Raw genomic sequence first — 15,702 nt, forward strand, 5'->3', positions numbered from 1 at the left:
CCACTATAATGCTACAGTTTATGCTTTTGTCGCGTATCGGCCAACCAGCCGGCGCTCTTCCGCGCTGGATTACACCCCGATGACGGATCGGGCGGCCAACCCGGGCTCGCGTCTCGGCGCCCTGCGCCATCTGCCGACCCTGGTCCGGGAGATCGCCGCAGCGAGCCCGCGGATGCTGGCCGCAAGCCTTGCCCTGCGTCTCGTGGCGGCCTGCCTGCCGGTCCTGTCCCTGTACATTGCCAAGCTGATCCTCGACGGGATCGTGGCCGAGCACGCCCGGCCGGCGCCGATTGGCGGAATCGCCGATTGGCTCGCCGATCCGGCACGGGCGCGGCTTGCCGGTCTGGTGGCGGCCGAGTTCGGGCTCGCCCTGGCCTCGGACCTGACCGGCCGCCTCACCAACCTGACCGAGACCCTGATCGGCGACCTCTACGCCAACGCGGCCTCCCTGCGGCTGATGGCCCATGCCGCGGCGCTCGACCTCGCGCAGTTTGAGGACAGCGCCCAGCAGGACCGGCTGGAGCGGGCGCGCCGGCAAGTCAGCGGCCGCACCGGCCTGATCGGAACGGTGCTCGGGCAGTTCCAGTCGGTGGTGACCCTGGCCTCCCTGGCGGTGGGCGTGGCGGCCTTCACGCCGTGGCTGATGGTCCTGATCGCCGCCGCCCTGGTGCCGGCCGTACTCAACGAGTGGCACTTCACCAAGGCCGGCTACCGCCTCGCGTGGTTCCGCAGCCCGGAACGGCGCCGCCTCGATTACCTGCGCTACGTGGGCGCCAGCGTCGAGACCGCCAAGGAGGTCAAGCTGTTCGGCCTCTCCCGCTACGTCACGGACCTCTATGCCGAGGTGGCCGGGCGGCTGCTCGCCGAGAACCGGAGCCTCGCCAAGGCCCGTGCCCGCTGGGGCTTCGCCTTCGCGAGCCTGGGGACGCTCGCCTATTACGTCGCCTACGCGGTGATCGTCTGGCGGACCGTGGCGGGATCGTTCTCGGTGGGCGACCTCGCCTTCCTGGCGGGTGCCTTCCAGCGCCTGCACAGCGGCATCAAGGAGATGCTCCTCGGCTTCACCCAGATCACGAGCCAAGCCCAGTATCTCGATGATTTCTACGCCTTTTTCGAGATCCGGCCGCAGATCCGCACGTCTGCCGATCCGGCTCCGGTGCCGAGCCCGATCCGGGACGGGCTGGTCTTCGAGAATGTCGGCTACCGCTATCCCGGCACGCAGACCTGGGCGCTGCGCGGCCTGTCCTTCGCGGTGCGGGCCGGCGAGACGGTGGCGCTGGTCGGCGGCAACGGTGCCGGCAAGACCACCATCGTCAAGCTGATGACCCGGCTGTACGACCCGCACGAGGGCCGCGTGCTCCTCGACGGGATCCCGCTGCCCGCCTACGACCTCGACGAGCTGCGGGCGCGGATCGGGGCGATCTTCCAGGACTTCGTTCGCTTCGATCTCACCGCCGGCGAGAACGTCGCGGTCGGCCGCATCGAGGCCGCCGCCGACGCCGATCGCATCGCGGACGCGGCGGCCCGGGGCCTCGCCGCCCCGGTGATCGAGCGCCTGCCGGAGCGCTACGCCCAGCCGCTCGGCAAGCGCTTCGCGGGCGGCCTCGACCTCTCGGGGGGCGAGTGGCAGAAGATCGCCCTGTCCCGGGCGTACATGCGCGCGGCCGAGATCCTGATCCTCGACGAGCCGACCGCCGCCCTCGATGCTCAGGCGGAGCACGACGTCTTCGCGCGGTTCCGGGAGCTCTCGGCGGGGCGCGCCGCCGTGCTGATCTCGCACCGCTTCTCCACCGTCCGCATGGCCGACCGCATCCTGGTGCTGGAGGGCGGCCGGGTGCTGGAGGAGGGGAGCCACGCCGTCCTGATGGCCCGGGGCGGCCGCTACGCCGAATTGTTCACCCTCCAGGCCGAGGGCTACCGGTAGCCCTGGGATTGCCCGATTCGCGGAGCCTGCTATCTGCCGCGGACTGAGAGCCTCTCACGAAACTCCCGCTGCGCTGTCGCGATCAGAGGGAGAACGCCCGGTGCCCGGGCGTTTTGCGACAGGCTCTGAACCGAGGTCACCCATGCGCCTGCGCCTCCATCGCCTGCTGACGGCCGGCCTTCTCGTCTCCGCCTGGAGCGCGCAGGCGGCCCCCGTCGTCTCCGAGCCGCCTGCCCCCGAGCCCGGGGCGCCGGCTCAGGCTTCGCCGCAGCCTCCGGTCCCGGCTCCCGGGATCGTGCTCGCCAATCACCGGGCCGTCTACGACCTCACGCTCGACGAAGGCGGCAACAGCCGCTCGGTGGAGAGTGCCCGCGGGCGCATCGTCATCGACTTCCGGGGGGATTCCTGCCGCGGCTACACGATGCTGACCCGGCAGGTGACGGAACTGTCCTCTGGCGAGACCGGCGCACGCCTGTCCGACATGCGCAGCACCACCTTCGAGGGCGGGCAAGGTCGGGAGTTCCGGTTCAAGACGACGACGCTGACCAACAATCAGCCCGCCGCCCCGGTGGACGGGACCGCCACCGACCAAGGCAACGCCGTCACGGTGAAGCTGAAGGGCGGCGCCAAGCCCTTCACCGTCGAGGGGCCGGTCCTGTTCCCGAGCGAGCACATGCGCCGCCTGATCGAGGCCGCGCGGGCGGGCCAGTCGACCCTGTCGGTCAAGGTCTTCGACGGGTCCGACGACGGGAAGAAGATCTACGACACCTTCGCGGTAATCGGCCACACGGGGACGGGTCCGGCGCCGGCCTCGGGCTCCACCCGGGACAAACCTCTGCGCCAGGGGGCGATCGCCAGCATGCCGCACTGGCCGGTGCGCCTGAGCTACTACACGGAGGGCGCCGGCGAGCGCACGCCGATCTACACCCTCGGCTTCGACCTCTACGAGAACGGCGTGAGCGGCGCGCTCAAGCTCGATTACGGCGACTTCGCCATCCTGGGCGACATGACCACCCTCGATATCGACGCCGCCGCAGGGAAGGGCGACAAGGACGCGGGGAAGGGCTGCACGCCCTGAGGAACGATCAAAGGCAGACGCGCGGCTCTCCCTCCCCCCTCTGCGGGCGACCGGATTCACGCTTCACTGCCGGACGCCAAAGGTTCGAGAAACAAGCGCCACCCCCACGCCAGATCTGCGATCCCCAAACTCCTCCCCGCAAGGGCGAGGAGCGCGACGTCCGCCTCACGCCCATTCGTCATCCGGCCTTGGCGACAGCCGCTGCCACGCCGCGGCGATGCGTTCGGGCTTCACCTCGAGCGCCTGTGCACAGGCGAGGAGCACGTTCTCGTCGCCCATCACGTGGTCGAGGACGCCCACCAGAAAGGCCGGCTCCCGGACGCTTTCGCGCAGCGTATCGAGGCCGAGTCCCGTCGCCGCCAGGAACGGCAGGAGGCGGTCCTCCTCCCCCGTGATCCACAGCAGAACGTCGAGGGCGAGCTGCTCGGCAGCTTCATCCCCTTGAAGAGGTTTGCCATTCATCAACATGTGAACGCTACAAAGGTGATGGAGGGGCTTCACCGCCCGCTAATCATGATCGGCGAGCACCGGGACAACGGATCATGAAGAAGACGGTGCTGATCGTCGAGGACAACGAGTTGAACATGAAGCTGTTCAACGACCTCCTGGAGGCGAACGGCTACGCGACGCTCAAGACCGCCCACGGCATCGAGGCGATCGAGCTGGCGCGCGCCCATCACCCCGACCTGATCCTGATGGACATCCAGCTCCCGGAGGTCTCGGGCCTCGAAGTCACCAAGTGGCTCAAGGAGGACGACGATCTCAAGTCCATCCCGGTCATCGCCATCACGGCCTTCGCCATGAAGGGCGACGAGGAGCGGATCCGCGAGGGCGGATGCGAGGCGTACCTGTCCAAGCCCATCTCGGTCGCGAAGTTTTTGGCAACGGTTCGCGCGTATCTTGAGCCGCGGTGACCCCGGACGGGGCGCACCGTTGAGGTTGCCCCCCGACCGAGCGGGGGGCAACCTCAACCGTCTGTCTCGATGCGCGGCCGTCTCCCGACCCGCCCGTCCCGGGCCGCCCTGCCACGCGTCAGCGAGGAACCATGTCGGCCCGCGTCCTGATCGTCGACGACCTGTTCCCGAACGTGAAGCTTCTGGAGACGAAGCTCGGCCTGGAATATTTCGACACAATCGTCGCCATGAACGGCCCGGACGCCATCGCGATCTGCGAGAAGGGCCTGTGCGACCTCGTCCTGCTCGACGTGATGATGCCCGGCATGGACGGGTTCGAGGTTTGCCGTCACCTCAAGAGCAATCCGGTCACCGCCCATATCCCGGTGGTGATGGTCACGGCCCTCGATCAGCCCTCGGACCGCCTGCGCGGCCTCGACGCGGGCGCCGACGATTTCCTGACGAAGCCCGTGGACGACACCGCCCTGTTCACCCGGGTGCGCAGCCTCGTCCGCCTCAAGGCGGTGACCGACGAGCTGCGCCAGCGGGCGCTGGCATCCGCTGAATTCGGGATCGGCGATCCCCTGGCGCTCGCCGCCGCCGAGACCGGACTCGATGCCCGGATCCTGCTGATCGAGGATCGGCCCGGCTCGGCCGAGCGCCTCGCCGGCGCCCTGCGCCAGCACCATACGGTGACGATCGAGCCCGATCCGCAGGCGGCGCTGGTGCTGGCCGCCGAAGGGGGGTTCGACCTCGCGTTGGTCAGCCTCGACCTCGACGGATTCGACGGCCTGCGCCTGTGCAGCCAGCTCCGGTCGCTGGACCGGACCCGCGCCATGCCGCTGATCATGCTGGCGGAGGAGCATGATCGCGCCCGGGTGGTGCGCGGCCTCGATTTCGGCGTGCACGACTTCCTGATGCGCCCGGTCGACCGCAACGAGCTGATGGCCCGCGCCCGCACCCAGGTGAAGCGCAGGCGCTTCACCGACGCGCTCCGGGGCGCGATGCAGGCGTCGCTGCAGATGGCCGTGACCGATGCGCTGACCGGGCTGCACAACCGGCGCTACCTCGACAACCATCTCGGCGCGGTGTTTTCGGAGCCGGGCCCCCGGCGGGCGGCGCTGGCCGCCCTCATCCTCGACATCGACCACTTCAAGCGGATCAACGACGGCTACGGCCACGAGGCCGGGGACGAGGTGCTGCGCGGCTTCGCCGACCGGGTCCGCCAGCACACGCGGCCGGTCGACATCGTGGCGCGCTACGGCGGCGAGGAAGTGGTTGTGATCCTGCCGGAATCCGGCCTCGCCGAGGCGCAGGCGATCGCGGAGCGCATCCGCGAGCGGGTCGAGGCCGTGCCCTTCCCGGTGCAGCGGGCGACCCGCTCCATCGGCGTGACGGTCTCGATCGGCGTCGCCGTGCGGCATGCGGACGACGCCGATCCCGGTGACATGCTCCGGCGGGCCGATCTCGCCCTCTACCGGGCCAAGGCGGCGGGGCGGAACCGGGTGGAGCTCCAGGCGGCCTGAGCGCCCTCCGCCGACACGGATACCGGTTCGGCACAAGACAGCGTTTCCGGGCACGCGCTCAGGGCTGCGCAGGATTGTACCGCGCACGGTCCGCGACAGGGCCGCCATTGTCCCCGAACGAGGCGTGGGTCCCCGCTCCCGTGCGAGCGAGGGGCCCGGTCGCGCTCGCCGATCCTGTCGGCCGACGCTTGTCGTGTACCGTGGGTCACGGGATCGGGATCGGAGGGACGCACGTCGGGCGGCAGGTGCCAACCACAGTGCCCCAAGGATCGGCGCGGTGGAAAACGCCCGCCGCGTCAAAACGCTTACCCCCGCTTAGGGATGAAAACCCTAGGATGGCCGTATCATCGGATCCCCGTGCCGGGCCCCGCGCCCGGCCGGCCTGTTGCGGAGCGGACGACCGGATGGACATGCAGGTGCCGGCGCGGCCCGGCCGTGACGCGAGCGTGCTGGAGCAGCGCCGCCTGTGCAAGATCGCCTCCTCGCCGCACGCCTATGTCCGCGGCACCACGGCGCGCTTCTACGACCTGATCGCCCGGATGCCGGCCGGCACCCTGCCCGAGGGGCCGCCGATCTGGATCTGCGGCGACGCGCATCTCGGCAATCTCGGCGCGGTGGCCGATGCCGACGGGCGGATCGGCATCGCGATCCGTGACCTCGATCAGACCGTGGTGGCGAACCCGGCCTTCGACCTCGTGCGGCTGGCGCTCTCCCTGGTCACCGCGGCGCTGAACGCGACGCTCCCCGGCATCGTCACCGCCCGGATGATGGACGCCATGGCCATCGGCTACGCCGAGGGGACCGCCGACCCCGAGGGCGCCGAGCGCGACCTCGCCGAATCCGAGATCGTCGCCACCACGAAGCGCCGGGCGCTCGGCCGGCGCTGGCGCCACCTGTCCCGCGAACGCCTGAAGGGCAGGACCGACCGCCTGCCGCGGGGGCGCCGGTTCTTCGACCTCGAGCCCGACGAGCGGGATTCCCTCACGGCGCTCATCCACGATCCGGCGGTGCACCGGCTCGTCCTGACGCTCGGCGGCGGCGCGACGGAGGCCGAGATCCGGTTGCTCGACGCCGCCTACTGGATCAAGGGCTGCAGCTCGCTCGGCCGCCTGCGCTATGCCGGCCTCGTGGAAATTCGCGGCGGCGCGCACCCGCACCGCGCGCTCCTCGACGTGAAGGAAGCGGTCCCTTACCTCGCCCCGGCCGCCCGCGATGCCGCCATGCCGGCCGACCACGCGGCGCGCGTGGTGGCGGGCGCCCGGGCGCTGTCGCCGCAGCTCGGCGACCGGATGGTGTCGGGCCATGTCCTGGGCAAACCCGTCACGGTCCGTGAGCTGATGCCGCAGGATCTCAAGATCGACGCCGAGCAGTTCTCCCGGCAGGAAGCGGTCCGCGTCGCCGGGCACCTCGCCGCGATCCTCGGCCGGTCGCACGGCCGGCAGATGGACGAGGCCACCCGCCGGACCTGGATCGATACGGTGCGCGCCCCCGGCCCGGGCCCCGACGCCCCCGGCTGGCTGTGGTCCGTGGTCACCGACCTGATGGGCGCACACCAGCGCGGCTATCTGGAGCATTGCTACCGGATCGCCCGCGAGGACCTGTCGCACGGCTGAGTCGGACCAGGCTCGGGCCACAGGCCGGTTGACACCACCCCCGCCATCGCCAACACCTCGCGCCCGCCGCCTCGCTGCGGCGGATCCCGGGAAGACCTGTGACACGATGGCGGTGACGCGCACCTACCTCGACTTCGAGAAGCCCGTGGCCGAGCTGGAGGCCAAGCTCGAGGAACTGCGCGCCGTGAGCGCGCGCGACGGCGCGGTCTCGATCGCCGAGGAAGTCGGCCGGCTGGAGGCCAAGGCCGGCCAGGCGCTCGCCGAGATCTACGCGGCTCTGACGCCCTGGCAGAAGACCCAGGTGGCCCGCCACCCGCAGCGCCCGCATTTCGTCGATTATTGCGGCGGGCTCATCAGCGAGTTCACCCCGCTCGCCGGCGACCGCAGCTTCGGCGAGGACGAGGCGATTCTCGGCGGTTTCGGCCGGTTCCGCGGCCGCCCCGTCCTGGTCCTCGGTCAGGAGAAGGGCGCCACCACGGAGGCGCGGCTCCGGCACAACTTCGGCATGGCCCGGCCCGAGGGCTACCGCAAGGCGGTCCGCCTGATGGAGACCGCCGATCGGTTCGGCCTGCCGGTGATCGCCTTCGTCGACACCGCCGGCGCCTATCCGGGCATCGAGGCGGAGGAGCGCGGGCAGGCCGAGGCCATCGCCCGCTCCACCGAAGCCTGCCTCGCGCTGGGCGTGCCCAACGTCGCCGTGGTGATCGGGGAGGGCGGCTCGGGTGGCGCGATCGCGCTCGCCACCGCCAACCGGGTGTTGATGCTGGAACACGCGATCTACGGGGTGATCTCGCCCGAGGGCGCCGCCTCGATCCTGTGGCGCGACCAGGGCCGCGCCTCGGACGCCGCCACCGCGATGAAGATCACCGCCCAGGACCTGCTGCGGCTCGGCGTCATCGACGGCATCATCCCGGAGGCCACCGGCGGGGCGCATCGCGACCGGGAGGGGGCGATCCGCGTGGCGGGCGACGCAATCGCCGAATCGCTCGCCCAGTTCGACGGCCTCGCACCCGACGAGATCCGCGACCGGCGCGCGGAAAAGTTCCTGGCGATCGGCCGAGCCCTGTGAGCGAACCCGGGGCGACGGGGGGCCTGTTCGGTGCGATCGGGCGGCTGCTCGGCCGGCGCGACGCGCGGGAGCCGGGCCCGCACAACCACATCTCGCTGGGCTGCAACTGCCAGATGGCGCACGTGCTCAAGACCCTGGACCTGCGCCAGTGGTCGGGCCCGCTCGACTGGATCTTCTCGATGCCCGGCATGGCCCGGGACTGCCTCACGGACGATTTCTCCGCCCTCCTCGACCGGGACCAGCTGGAGAGCATTCCGGAGGCGGAGCGGCGCGGCCCCGACATCTGGCGCGGGCGCCACCGGCTCTACCGGGAGCGGCACGGGCTTGAATGCGTGTTCAACCACCACGACCCGGCGGCGAACGCGGCGGACTACGCCTTCCTCGCCGAGGGCGTGCGCCGGGTCCGGACGGCGCTGGACACGCCGGGCACGGATAACCGGCTCTGGATGATGAGCCACCTGCACACGCCCCGGGCCGTGGTCGAGGCGATCGACGACCTCCTGGGTCAGCGGGCGAGCCGCAACCACCTGACCTTCCTGCAGCTCGAGACCGGGCATCCGCGGATGGAGATCGTCGAGGCCGTGGACCTGCGGCCGACGCTCCGCTGGCTCACCGTGCAGACCCCCTCGGAGCCGGTCGGCCTGCGCCTGGCCGACCCCGCGGACGATGCGGCGCTCGTGGAGATCATCCGCGCGGAGGCGGGACGTCAGCCGGCGCTGTTCGGCTGAGCGACTGCGGCGGCCATCCATGTGAGGCGCGACGGGGCGATGATCGCGCCGACGATACGGAGGCCGATGGACGATGATCCGTTCCGACCTGAAATTCCGCCGGGCCGTCCTGTCGGACCTCCCCGCGATCGTCGCATTGCTGGCCGACGACGAACTCGGATCGGCCCGCGAGGCGCCGTGGGAGACGGCATCGCACCGCTACCGCGATGCGTTCGCCGAGATCGATGCCGACCCGCATCAGCTGCTATGCATCGCGGAGATCGACGGGCACATCGTCGGAACCCTGCAACTCACGTTCATCGCGGGCCTCTCCCGCAACGGATCGAAGCGGGGACTGATCGAGGGCGTCCGCATCGCCCGCGAACGACGCGGCGAACGGCTCGGCGAAGCCCTGTTGGCCTGGGCGATCGACACGTGTCGCGCCCGCGACTGCACGCTGGTCCAGTTGACGACGGATAAGAGGCGGGTGGACGCGCACCGGTTCTATGAACGGCTCGGCTTCGAGCCGTCGCATCTGGGCTACAAGCGCCCGCTCTGAATGCGGTCCGGCCGCCACCCCTTCGCGTCCGAGACAACAGCTATCCCTGAAGGGGGCCGCAAACCCGTCACGGCCCTGCGCTGCCCCCGCGCATCCGCTCGACCAGGAAATCCACCAGCACCCGCACGCGGGCCGGCATGGCGGGGCCGCCCACGAACACCGCGTGGATCGCCTCACGGTCCCGCGGATTGAACGGCTCCAGCTGTGCGACCAACCGGCCGGTGGCGAGGTCGTCCGCGATGTGGAAGTTGCCGACTCGCGTGATGCCGACGCCCCGCAGAGCGAGCTGCACCAGGGTCTCGCCGTTGTTGGCCGCGACCGTACCGGTCACCGGCTGGACGAAATCCCGCCCGTCCTCCCGGAATGGCCAGCCCGGCTCGGCCCGGCGGAAGCTGAAATCCAGGCCGTTGTGCCGCGCCAGATCGCCGGCCGGCACGGCGTTCCGGCCCGGGCGAGGTAGTCGGGCGATGCCACCACGGTCCGGCCGGTCTCGCCGAGCCGACGGGCGGTGAGCGGAGTGTCGGCCAACGGCCCGAACCGGATCGCCACGTCGGCCCGGCCGCCCAGAACGTCGGCGAGTTGGTCGCTGAGGTCGATCTCGACCGTGATACCGGGATGCGCGCGACGAAGTCCGCCAGCAGCGGCACGATCACGAGGCGCCCATGCGCGGTGGCGGCGCTGACCCGGACCCATCCGCGCGGGCAGCCGCGGTCGGCGAGCGTAGCTTCAGTCTCGTCGAGATCTGCCAGGATGCGGCGCGCGGCCCGCCCGTAAGTCTCGCCCTCGGCGGTAAGGCGCAGATTCCGGGTGGTCCGCACGAGGAGCTGAACGCCGAGCCGTCCCTCGATCCGGACGATGATCCGGCTGACCGCCCATGGCGTCAGCCCGAGCCGGCGCGCTGCCTTGGACAGGCTGCCGGCCTCCACCACCGCCAGGAACACCGCCATCTCCCCGGCGCGGTCGACCTTGTCGTGTGGCATGCGCGGCAATCCCGGAGGGCTTCCGGCCCGGATCGATCAGGCGGCCTCCGGCATAGGCGTGATACGTGCGAGTTCATCGCCGATCCGGGGCAGGAGCGTCGCACTCTCGAACTGGCTCTGCAGGTTGAGCCAGAACTGATGCGAAGTCCGGAACAGCCGCGCCAACCGCAGCGCCGTATCGGTACTGATCCCGATTTCCCGCTTCACGATCCGCTCGATCCGCGAGCGCGGCAGGCCAATGGCGCGCGCGACCGCGCCGGCCGAGAGGTCGAACGGCTCCATGAACTCGACGCGCAGGATGTCCCCGGGATGAACCGGCGGGACACTGTCGAAGGCGTCCGCGGCATCGAAGGCCCAGTGGAGATCCGCGATGGTCTCGATGGTATTTGACATCCGAGGTGTCTCCTCAGTGATAATCCGTGACTTCCACGCGCCTCGGCCCGCCTTCTGTCCAGATGAAGCAGATCCGGAACTGCTTGTTGACAGCGATGGCGTGCTGCCCGGCCCGATCCTGGCTCAAGGCGTGAAGCTTGTTTCCCGGCGGCCGCTTGAGATCGTCCAAGGACGCCGCGGCATCGAGCAGGATCAGCTTGCTCCGTGCCGCCTGAACAGATCGGCGGGGAAACCCTTCGGACAGCGTCCTGCGAAAACCGCCTCCGTGTACCTGTCGTGGAAGCTGAGGATCATCGGACAGTGCGTTGCAGTGAGTGCAACATCTGGTCTCGCGCGAAGCCCTCCGTCAAGGCTCTCGTCTCAGGATCCTCTTCGCGGCCGCGATCTCTCGGATAGACCTCATGGTGCGCAGCCCAAGTCGGCTCGGTCTGCGTTTTCGCAGTCCTTGAAATCCCCCACCGACGACATTCGTGCCGTGCGCGCACAGATCCTGATCCGCACAGCGGGCTACTGCCCCGAAGCCGAATCGGCCACCTGCATCTCCGGAACAACCGGAGACCGGATTCGTGGCGCTCAACCCACCCCTTCTGGCGCTCGCCATCGGCGCCTTCGGCATCGGCGTCACCGAGTTCACCCCGATGGGGATGCTGCCCCTCATGGCCGGGGATCTCGGCGTCTCGATCCCCGCCATGGGCCTCGTGGTCAGCGCCTACGCGCTCGGGCTCCAGGTCGGCGCGCCGCTGGTGACGCTCGCCACCGCCCGCATGCCCCGGCGGCGTCTGCTGGTCGGGCTGATGGCGATCTTCACCCTCGGCAACCTGATGGCGGCGCTCGCCGACAGCCATGCCATGGTGGTCGTCGCCCGGCTGGTGACGTCCCTGAATCACGGCGCGTTCTTCGGGGTCGGAGCCGTCGTGGCCGCCGGGATCGTGCCGCCCGAGCGTCGGGCCGCCGCGGTGGCCGCCATGTTCTCGGGGCTCACCGTCGCGCTGATCGGCGGCGTGCCCCTTGCCGCCTGGATCGGGGTGGAATTCGGCTGGCGCTTGGCATTCTGGGGCATCGCGGGCGTCGGCGCCGCGTCCATGCTGGCGCTGCGCCTCGCACTGCCGGAGCTGAGGGCGGAGCCCGGCGCCGACCTGCGGGCCGAGCTGCGCGTGCTCGGCCGCGGGCCGGTGCTCGCCGCCCTCGCCCTCACCACGATCGGCTTCAGCGCGATGTTCACGCTGTTCACCTACATCGTGCCGATCCTGCATACAGAGACCGGGGCCACGACATCCCTCGTGACAGCGATGCTGGTCCTCAACGGGATCGGCCTCGCTGCGGGCAACTGGCTCGGCGGGCGCCTCGCCGACCGCTCCATCGACGGGACGATCCTGGCCGCGCTGGCGGCCCATATCGCCATCCTCGTGCTGTTCGCCGGGCTGATGCGCAGCCCAGCGTCGGTTGCAATCCTGATGGTGCTGTGGGGCGTGGCGAGCTTCGCCATCGTCCCGCCGCTCCAGATGCGGGTGATGGAGAAGGCCGGCGCGGCTCCGAATCTCGCCTCGGCCATGAATATCGGCGCCTTCAACCTCGGCAACGCCATTGGGGCGGCCGTGGGGAGCGGCGTGATCGATGCCGGGTTCGGACTCCCGGCCTTGCCGCTCGCCGGGGCCGCCCTGGCGGCGATGCCCCTGCTCCTGATCCTGTGGCTCCGCCGCGGCAGCCGGCCACGGTCCGCCGGAGCCGCGGCGATCCGCGGATCGGTCTGATGCCCTGCCAGAGAGCGGTGCAGTGTTGCGCCAGCGTCCTTGCGGTAAGAAAGGCGCAAGCTTAACGAGCCTATTGGGTTGGGGAGTGGCGCTCGACGGTTGCCGAAAAGGTCCGCGGGCGCACGTAGGACGATTGAGGTTCCCCATGACGGCGCGTCTCGCGACTGCGCGGATGTTGGCGGCCGCTTCCCTGCTGGCCCTGTCCCTCGCTGCCTGCCAGGACGGGTCCGGCATCAATGGCCCGAGTGCGCGCAGCATCGCGCCGATCGCCCCACAGACCGTCGCGCTGATGCAGTCCAAGGGGATGCAGCAATCCGACCCTGTCCTGATCCGCACCTTCAAGAAGGAAGCGGAGATGGAGGTCTGGAAGAAGGGCAGCGACGGCCGCTACGCCCTCCTGAAGATCTACCCGATCTGCCGCTGGTCCGGCCAGCTCGGCCCCAAGACCCGTGAGGGCGACCGGCAGGCGCCGGAGGGGTTCTATACGATCACCCCGGGCCTGATGAACCCGAATTCCTCGTACTATCTCTCGTTCGATACCGGCTTCCCGAATGCCGTCGACCGGGCCAACAACCGGACCGGCAAGTATCTGATGGTGCACGGCACCTGCTCGTCGGCGGGCTGCTTCGCCATGACCGACGCCACCATCGCGGAGATCTACGCCATCGCCCGCGAGGCGTTCATCGGCGGTCAGCGCAGCTTCCAGTTCCAGTCCTACCCGTTCCGGATGACCGCCGAGAACATGGCCAAGTTCCGCAACGACCCGAACATCGGGTTCTGGCAGAACCTCAAGGAGGGCTCGGATTATTTCGAGGCCCTGCGCGAGGAGCCGAAGATCGGTCAGTGCGGGACCAAATACGTGTTCGGCGGCGCCGACGCAGCTGCCGGTTCGTGCAAGCCGAAGGTCGATCCGCAGGTGGCGGACAAGAGAGAGCGCGACGCGCGCGCGGTGGCCGAACTGGTCTCCAAGGGCACGCCGGCGGTGCGGGTCGTCTACCAGGATGGCGGACAGAACCCGGTCTTCCGGCCGCCGGCCAATACCAGCGCCTTCGCGAGCCTCGGCGGCACCGAGACGGTGTTGCCGTACGACGCCAAGGAATACGGGCGGCACAATCTCGGCGACGTGAGCCGGCCCGAGACCCTGGCGGCCGGGCCGCAGGAGATCGAGGTCAGCCCGAAGGGCCAGCCGGTGATGCTGGCCGGCGCCGAGCCGGCGGCCCCCCTCAAGGCCGCCAAGGCGGGGCGCCCCCCCGGCAAGGAGCCGCTGCAGAGGCCCGCCGCCACGACACTCATGGCGAACCGCGCCGATCCCGAAGCCAAGGTCGAGACGACCGCAGCGCTCCCCGAGAAGCCCGCCCGGATCACCGTGGCGGACGCGGACGGCGATCCGAGCAGCTACCAGAAGGTATTCGGCAAGCTGTTCGCCAAGGACGACCCGGCCTCGGTCACTCCGCCGACCCCGGCGGTCGACGCCACTTTGATGCCTGAGCCGGTCAAGCTCGCTCACGCCGCCGAGAAGGTTGCCCCGAAGCCGATCGCCAAGGCGCACGCGGTCAAGACCGCCAAGGTTGAAGCCAAGGTAGCGGGTAAGGTCGAGGCCAAGCCGGTTCTCAGGAAGGGCGAGGCCGACAAGGCCAAGCCCTGATCGAAGCGCCACGGAGGACGACCTGCGGCGAGGCGAATCCGGCCTCACCGGAACTCACCGTCACGGGCCGGCGCGCAGGGTCCGGCGGAACAGCTCGCGCAGCGCGCCCCAACCCCGCTCGGCCGCGGCGGGGTCGTAGACCGGGAAGTCCGGCATCATCCAGCCATGCGCTGCGGGATACGTCTCGGCGGTGAATCGAACGCCGGCCTCCGTCAGCGCCTTTTCCAGGCGCTCGGCCATCGCGGGCGGGTAGCTGCCGTCGTTCTCCGCCGCGCCGATGTAGATCTCCGCCTTCAGCTTCGGCGCGAACAGGTGAGGGCTCGTCGGCGCGTCGGTCGCGAGATTGCCGCCGTGAAAGCTCGCGACGGCCGCGAACCGGTCGGGGTAGGTTCCGGCCGAAGCCAGCGCCATGCCGCCTCCCATGCAGAAGCCGACCGCACCGATCCCGCGGCCCGTGATGTCGCTGCGCGTGTCGAGGTAGGCGAGGAAGGCCTCCGTATCCGCTGCGGCCTTGTCGTTCCCGGTCGTTGCCATCAACGGGCCGAGGATGGCGCGGAAGTCGCCCTTGAACACCTCCTTGGGCACGAACGGGCCGTACGGACCGTAGCGGTAGAAGAGATCCGGCAGCAGGACGACGCTGCCGGCCGCGGCGAGTTGCTCGGCCATGTCGCGCATCGCCGGGCGGATGCCGCCGGCATCCATGTAGAGGATCACCGCCGGCCACGGGCCTACGCCGTCCGGCGTGACGATGTGCGATCGGCAATCGCCGTCGCGCGTTCGGATCGTGACGCGTTCGGTCGGCATCAGGTGCTCCCGGGCCGGACATCCGCGATGTCCGCCGCGACGGTGTTACGTCTACGAACAGTTCGATCGCGATTCGCCTCAGATCGACGAGGCCAAGCGCTCTGCGCCGTACGCCGCCAGCCTAAGCACCGCTGCCTCGGCCCTTGTCGTTTCAGAGCAGCGGCCGGTCGCGATTCATCAACCACAGGGCGTGGATGGTGCCCGGAAGCCAGCCGAGGATCCAGAGCACGATATTCAGTAGGAATTGCAGCCCGAAGCCGTTGGTGACGAGGACCGCAACCGGCGGGATGAAGATGGCGAGAAGGATGCGAATCAGACTGGACACGGGCACTCCGGGTTGGGGTCCTGAGGGAGTCACGCTCAAACGAAGCGCGATCGTGTCCGTTCCAGGAACACTTCGGGGAAAGCGCTTTCTGCTCCCGGGGCCGCTGCAGCCGCTGGACGGAGCGCCCTCCGCGGTGAAGGGCAGTGGCCGCTGCCCGCAATTACGGGCTTTCGCCATGCATACCCTTCGCACGCGCTGCCATCGCCTCCATCATCCAGAGGGCGCGACGGCGACTCTCGAAGCCCGGAAGAGCCCGATAGGCCCGGACGACGCGAAGCAGCATCGCGACGCGCTCATAGATGCCGCGGCGCTGCGCAGTGCCGTCCCAATCCGGCCTTCGACGGGGCCCGAGGAAAGCATCGATATCAGTCCCGTTCGCCGCCGCGATCTTCTGAAGTAAACTTAAGGTCAATCGATCCGTATACATATCGATTC

General features: G+C 69.8%; 15 protein-coding genes and 2 pseudogenes. 10 read left to right on the forward strand and 7 right to left on the reverse strand.

The window, feature by feature from the left end:
- The first annotated feature begins 79 nt into the window (after window positions 1-79).
- Window positions 80-1,924, forward strand: coding sequence for an ABC transporter ATP-binding protein (locus MKK84_RS30055; protein ID WP_243925839.1), 1,845 nt, complete (start codon window positions 80-82; stop codon window positions 1,922-1,924).
- 142 nt (window positions 1,925-2,066) lie between these two features.
- Window positions 2,067-3,002: a cell envelope integrity EipB family protein gene (locus tag MKK84_RS30060; protein ID WP_243925841.1), complete on the forward strand. Its 936-nt coding sequence runs from the start codon at window positions 2,067-2,069 to the stop codon at window positions 3,000-3,002.
- A gap of 165 nt (window positions 3,003-3,167) precedes the next feature.
- Here the strand turns inward: MKK84_RS30060 and MKK84_RS30065 are convergent, their stop codons facing one another.
- Entirely contained in the window at window positions 3,168-3,464 is a 297-nt protein-coding gene (locus tag MKK84_RS30065) for a DUF3572 domain-containing protein (RefSeq protein WP_243925843.1), read from the reverse strand.
- An 80-nt stretch (window positions 3,465-3,544) separates the two neighbouring features.
- Between MKK84_RS30065 and MKK84_RS30070 the strand changes: the two genes are divergently transcribed.
- The 6 genes from MKK84_RS30070 (at window position 3,545) to MKK84_RS30095 (ending at window position 9,369) form a co-directional block, all read left to right on the forward strand.
- Window positions 3,545-3,916: a response regulator gene (locus tag MKK84_RS30070; RefSeq protein ID WP_007560977.1), complete on the forward strand. Its 372-nt coding sequence runs from the start codon at window positions 3,545-3,547 to the stop codon at window positions 3,914-3,916.
- Between the two features lie 131 nt (window positions 3,917-4,047).
- Window positions 4,048-5,421 carry a PleD family two-component system response regulator gene (locus MKK84_RS30075; protein WP_243925845.1) on the forward strand — a complete coding sequence of 458 codons (1,374 nt, stop codon included), beginning with the start codon at window positions 4,048-4,050 and terminating at the stop codon, window positions 5,419-5,421.
- Between the two features lie 404 nt (window positions 5,422-5,825).
- Window positions 5,826-7,034, forward strand: coding sequence for a DUF2252 family protein (locus MKK84_RS30080; protein WP_243925847.1), 1,209 nt, complete (start codon window positions 5,826-5,828; stop codon window positions 7,032-7,034).
- 106 nt (window positions 7,035-7,140) lie between these two features.
- Window positions 7,141-8,103: an acetyl-CoA carboxylase carboxyltransferase subunit alpha gene (locus MKK84_RS30085; RefSeq protein WP_243925848.1), complete on the forward strand. Its 963-nt coding sequence runs from the start codon at window positions 7,141-7,143 to the stop codon at window positions 8,101-8,103.
- Window positions 8,100-8,831, forward strand: coding sequence for a DUF1796 family putative cysteine peptidase (locus MKK84_RS30090; RefSeq protein ID WP_243925850.1), 732 nt, complete (start codon window positions 8,100-8,102; stop codon window positions 8,829-8,831). Before MKK84_RS30085 ends, MKK84_RS30090 begins: the two co-directional genes overlap by 4 nt.
- Before the next feature lie 73 nt (window positions 8,832-8,904).
- A complete protein-coding gene (locus MKK84_RS30095; protein WP_243925851.1) occupies window positions 8,905-9,369 on the forward strand; it encodes a GNAT family N-acetyltransferase in 465 nt (154 codons plus the stop codon).
- 67 nt (window positions 9,370-9,436) lie between these two features.
- On the opposite strand, the pseudogene MKK84_RS30100 reads toward MKK84_RS30095, so the two are convergent.
- The 3 genes and pseudogenes from MKK84_RS30100 to MKK84_RS30110 all read right to left on the reverse strand — a co-directional run bounded on the left by MKK84_RS30100 (window position 9,437) and on the right by MKK84_RS30110 (window position 11,036).
- Window positions 9,437-10,349, reverse strand: a pseudogene (locus MKK84_RS30100) (LysR family transcriptional regulator).
- Between the two features lie 36 nt (window positions 10,350-10,385).
- On the reverse strand, window positions 10,386-10,742 hold the full coding sequence (locus MKK84_RS30105) for a HigA family addiction module antitoxin (RefSeq protein ID WP_279599784.1): 357 nt from the start codon (window positions 10,740-10,742) through the stop codon (window positions 10,386-10,388).
- A 13-nt stretch (window positions 10,743-10,755) separates the two neighbouring features.
- Window positions 10,756-11,036, reverse strand: a pseudogene (locus tag MKK84_RS30110) (type II toxin-antitoxin system RelE/ParE family toxin).
- Window positions 11,037-11,308: 272 nt separating this feature from the next.
- Here MKK84_RS30110 and MKK84_RS30115 point away from each other — a divergent pair.
- Together MKK84_RS30115 and MKK84_RS30120 are read left to right on the forward strand one after the other, a co-directional pair.
- Window positions 11,309-12,493, forward strand: a complete 1,185-nt coding sequence (locus MKK84_RS30115) for an MFS transporter (RefSeq protein WP_243925853.1) — start codon at window positions 11,309-11,311, stop codon at window positions 12,491-12,493.
- A 145-nt stretch (window positions 12,494-12,638) separates the two neighbouring features.
- Window positions 12,639-14,138: a murein L,D-transpeptidase family protein gene (locus MKK84_RS30120; protein ID WP_243925855.1), complete on the forward strand. Its 1,500-nt coding sequence runs from the start codon at window positions 12,639-12,641 to the stop codon at window positions 14,136-14,138.
- A gap of 60 nt (window positions 14,139-14,198) precedes the next feature.
- On the opposite strand, the gene MKK84_RS30125 is transcribed toward MKK84_RS30120, so the two are convergent.
- From MKK84_RS30125 to MKK84_RS30135, 3 genes are all read right to left on the reverse strand, one after another.
- Complete coding sequence (locus tag MKK84_RS30125; RefSeq protein ID WP_243925857.1) at window positions 14,199-14,942, reverse strand: dienelactone hydrolase family protein; 744 nt, start codon at window positions 14,940-14,942, stop codon at window positions 14,199-14,201.
- A 151-nt stretch (window positions 14,943-15,093) separates the two neighbouring features.
- Window positions 15,094-15,267, reverse strand: coding sequence for a YqaE/Pmp3 family membrane protein (locus MKK84_RS30130; protein ID WP_243925859.1), 174 nt, complete (start codon window positions 15,265-15,267; stop codon window positions 15,094-15,096).
- 160 nt (window positions 15,268-15,427) lie between these two features.
- Window positions 15,428-15,694: a hypothetical protein gene (locus tag MKK84_RS30135; RefSeq protein ID WP_243925861.1), complete on the reverse strand. Its 267-nt coding sequence runs from the start codon at window positions 15,692-15,694 to the stop codon at window positions 15,428-15,430.
- Window positions 15,695-15,702: the final 8 nt, after the last annotated feature.

Origin of the sequence: Methylobacterium sp. E-065, from assembly GCF_022829605.1 — a bacterium.
Lineage (GTDB): Bacteria > Pseudomonadota > Alphaproteobacteria > Rhizobiales > Beijerinckiaceae > Methylobacterium.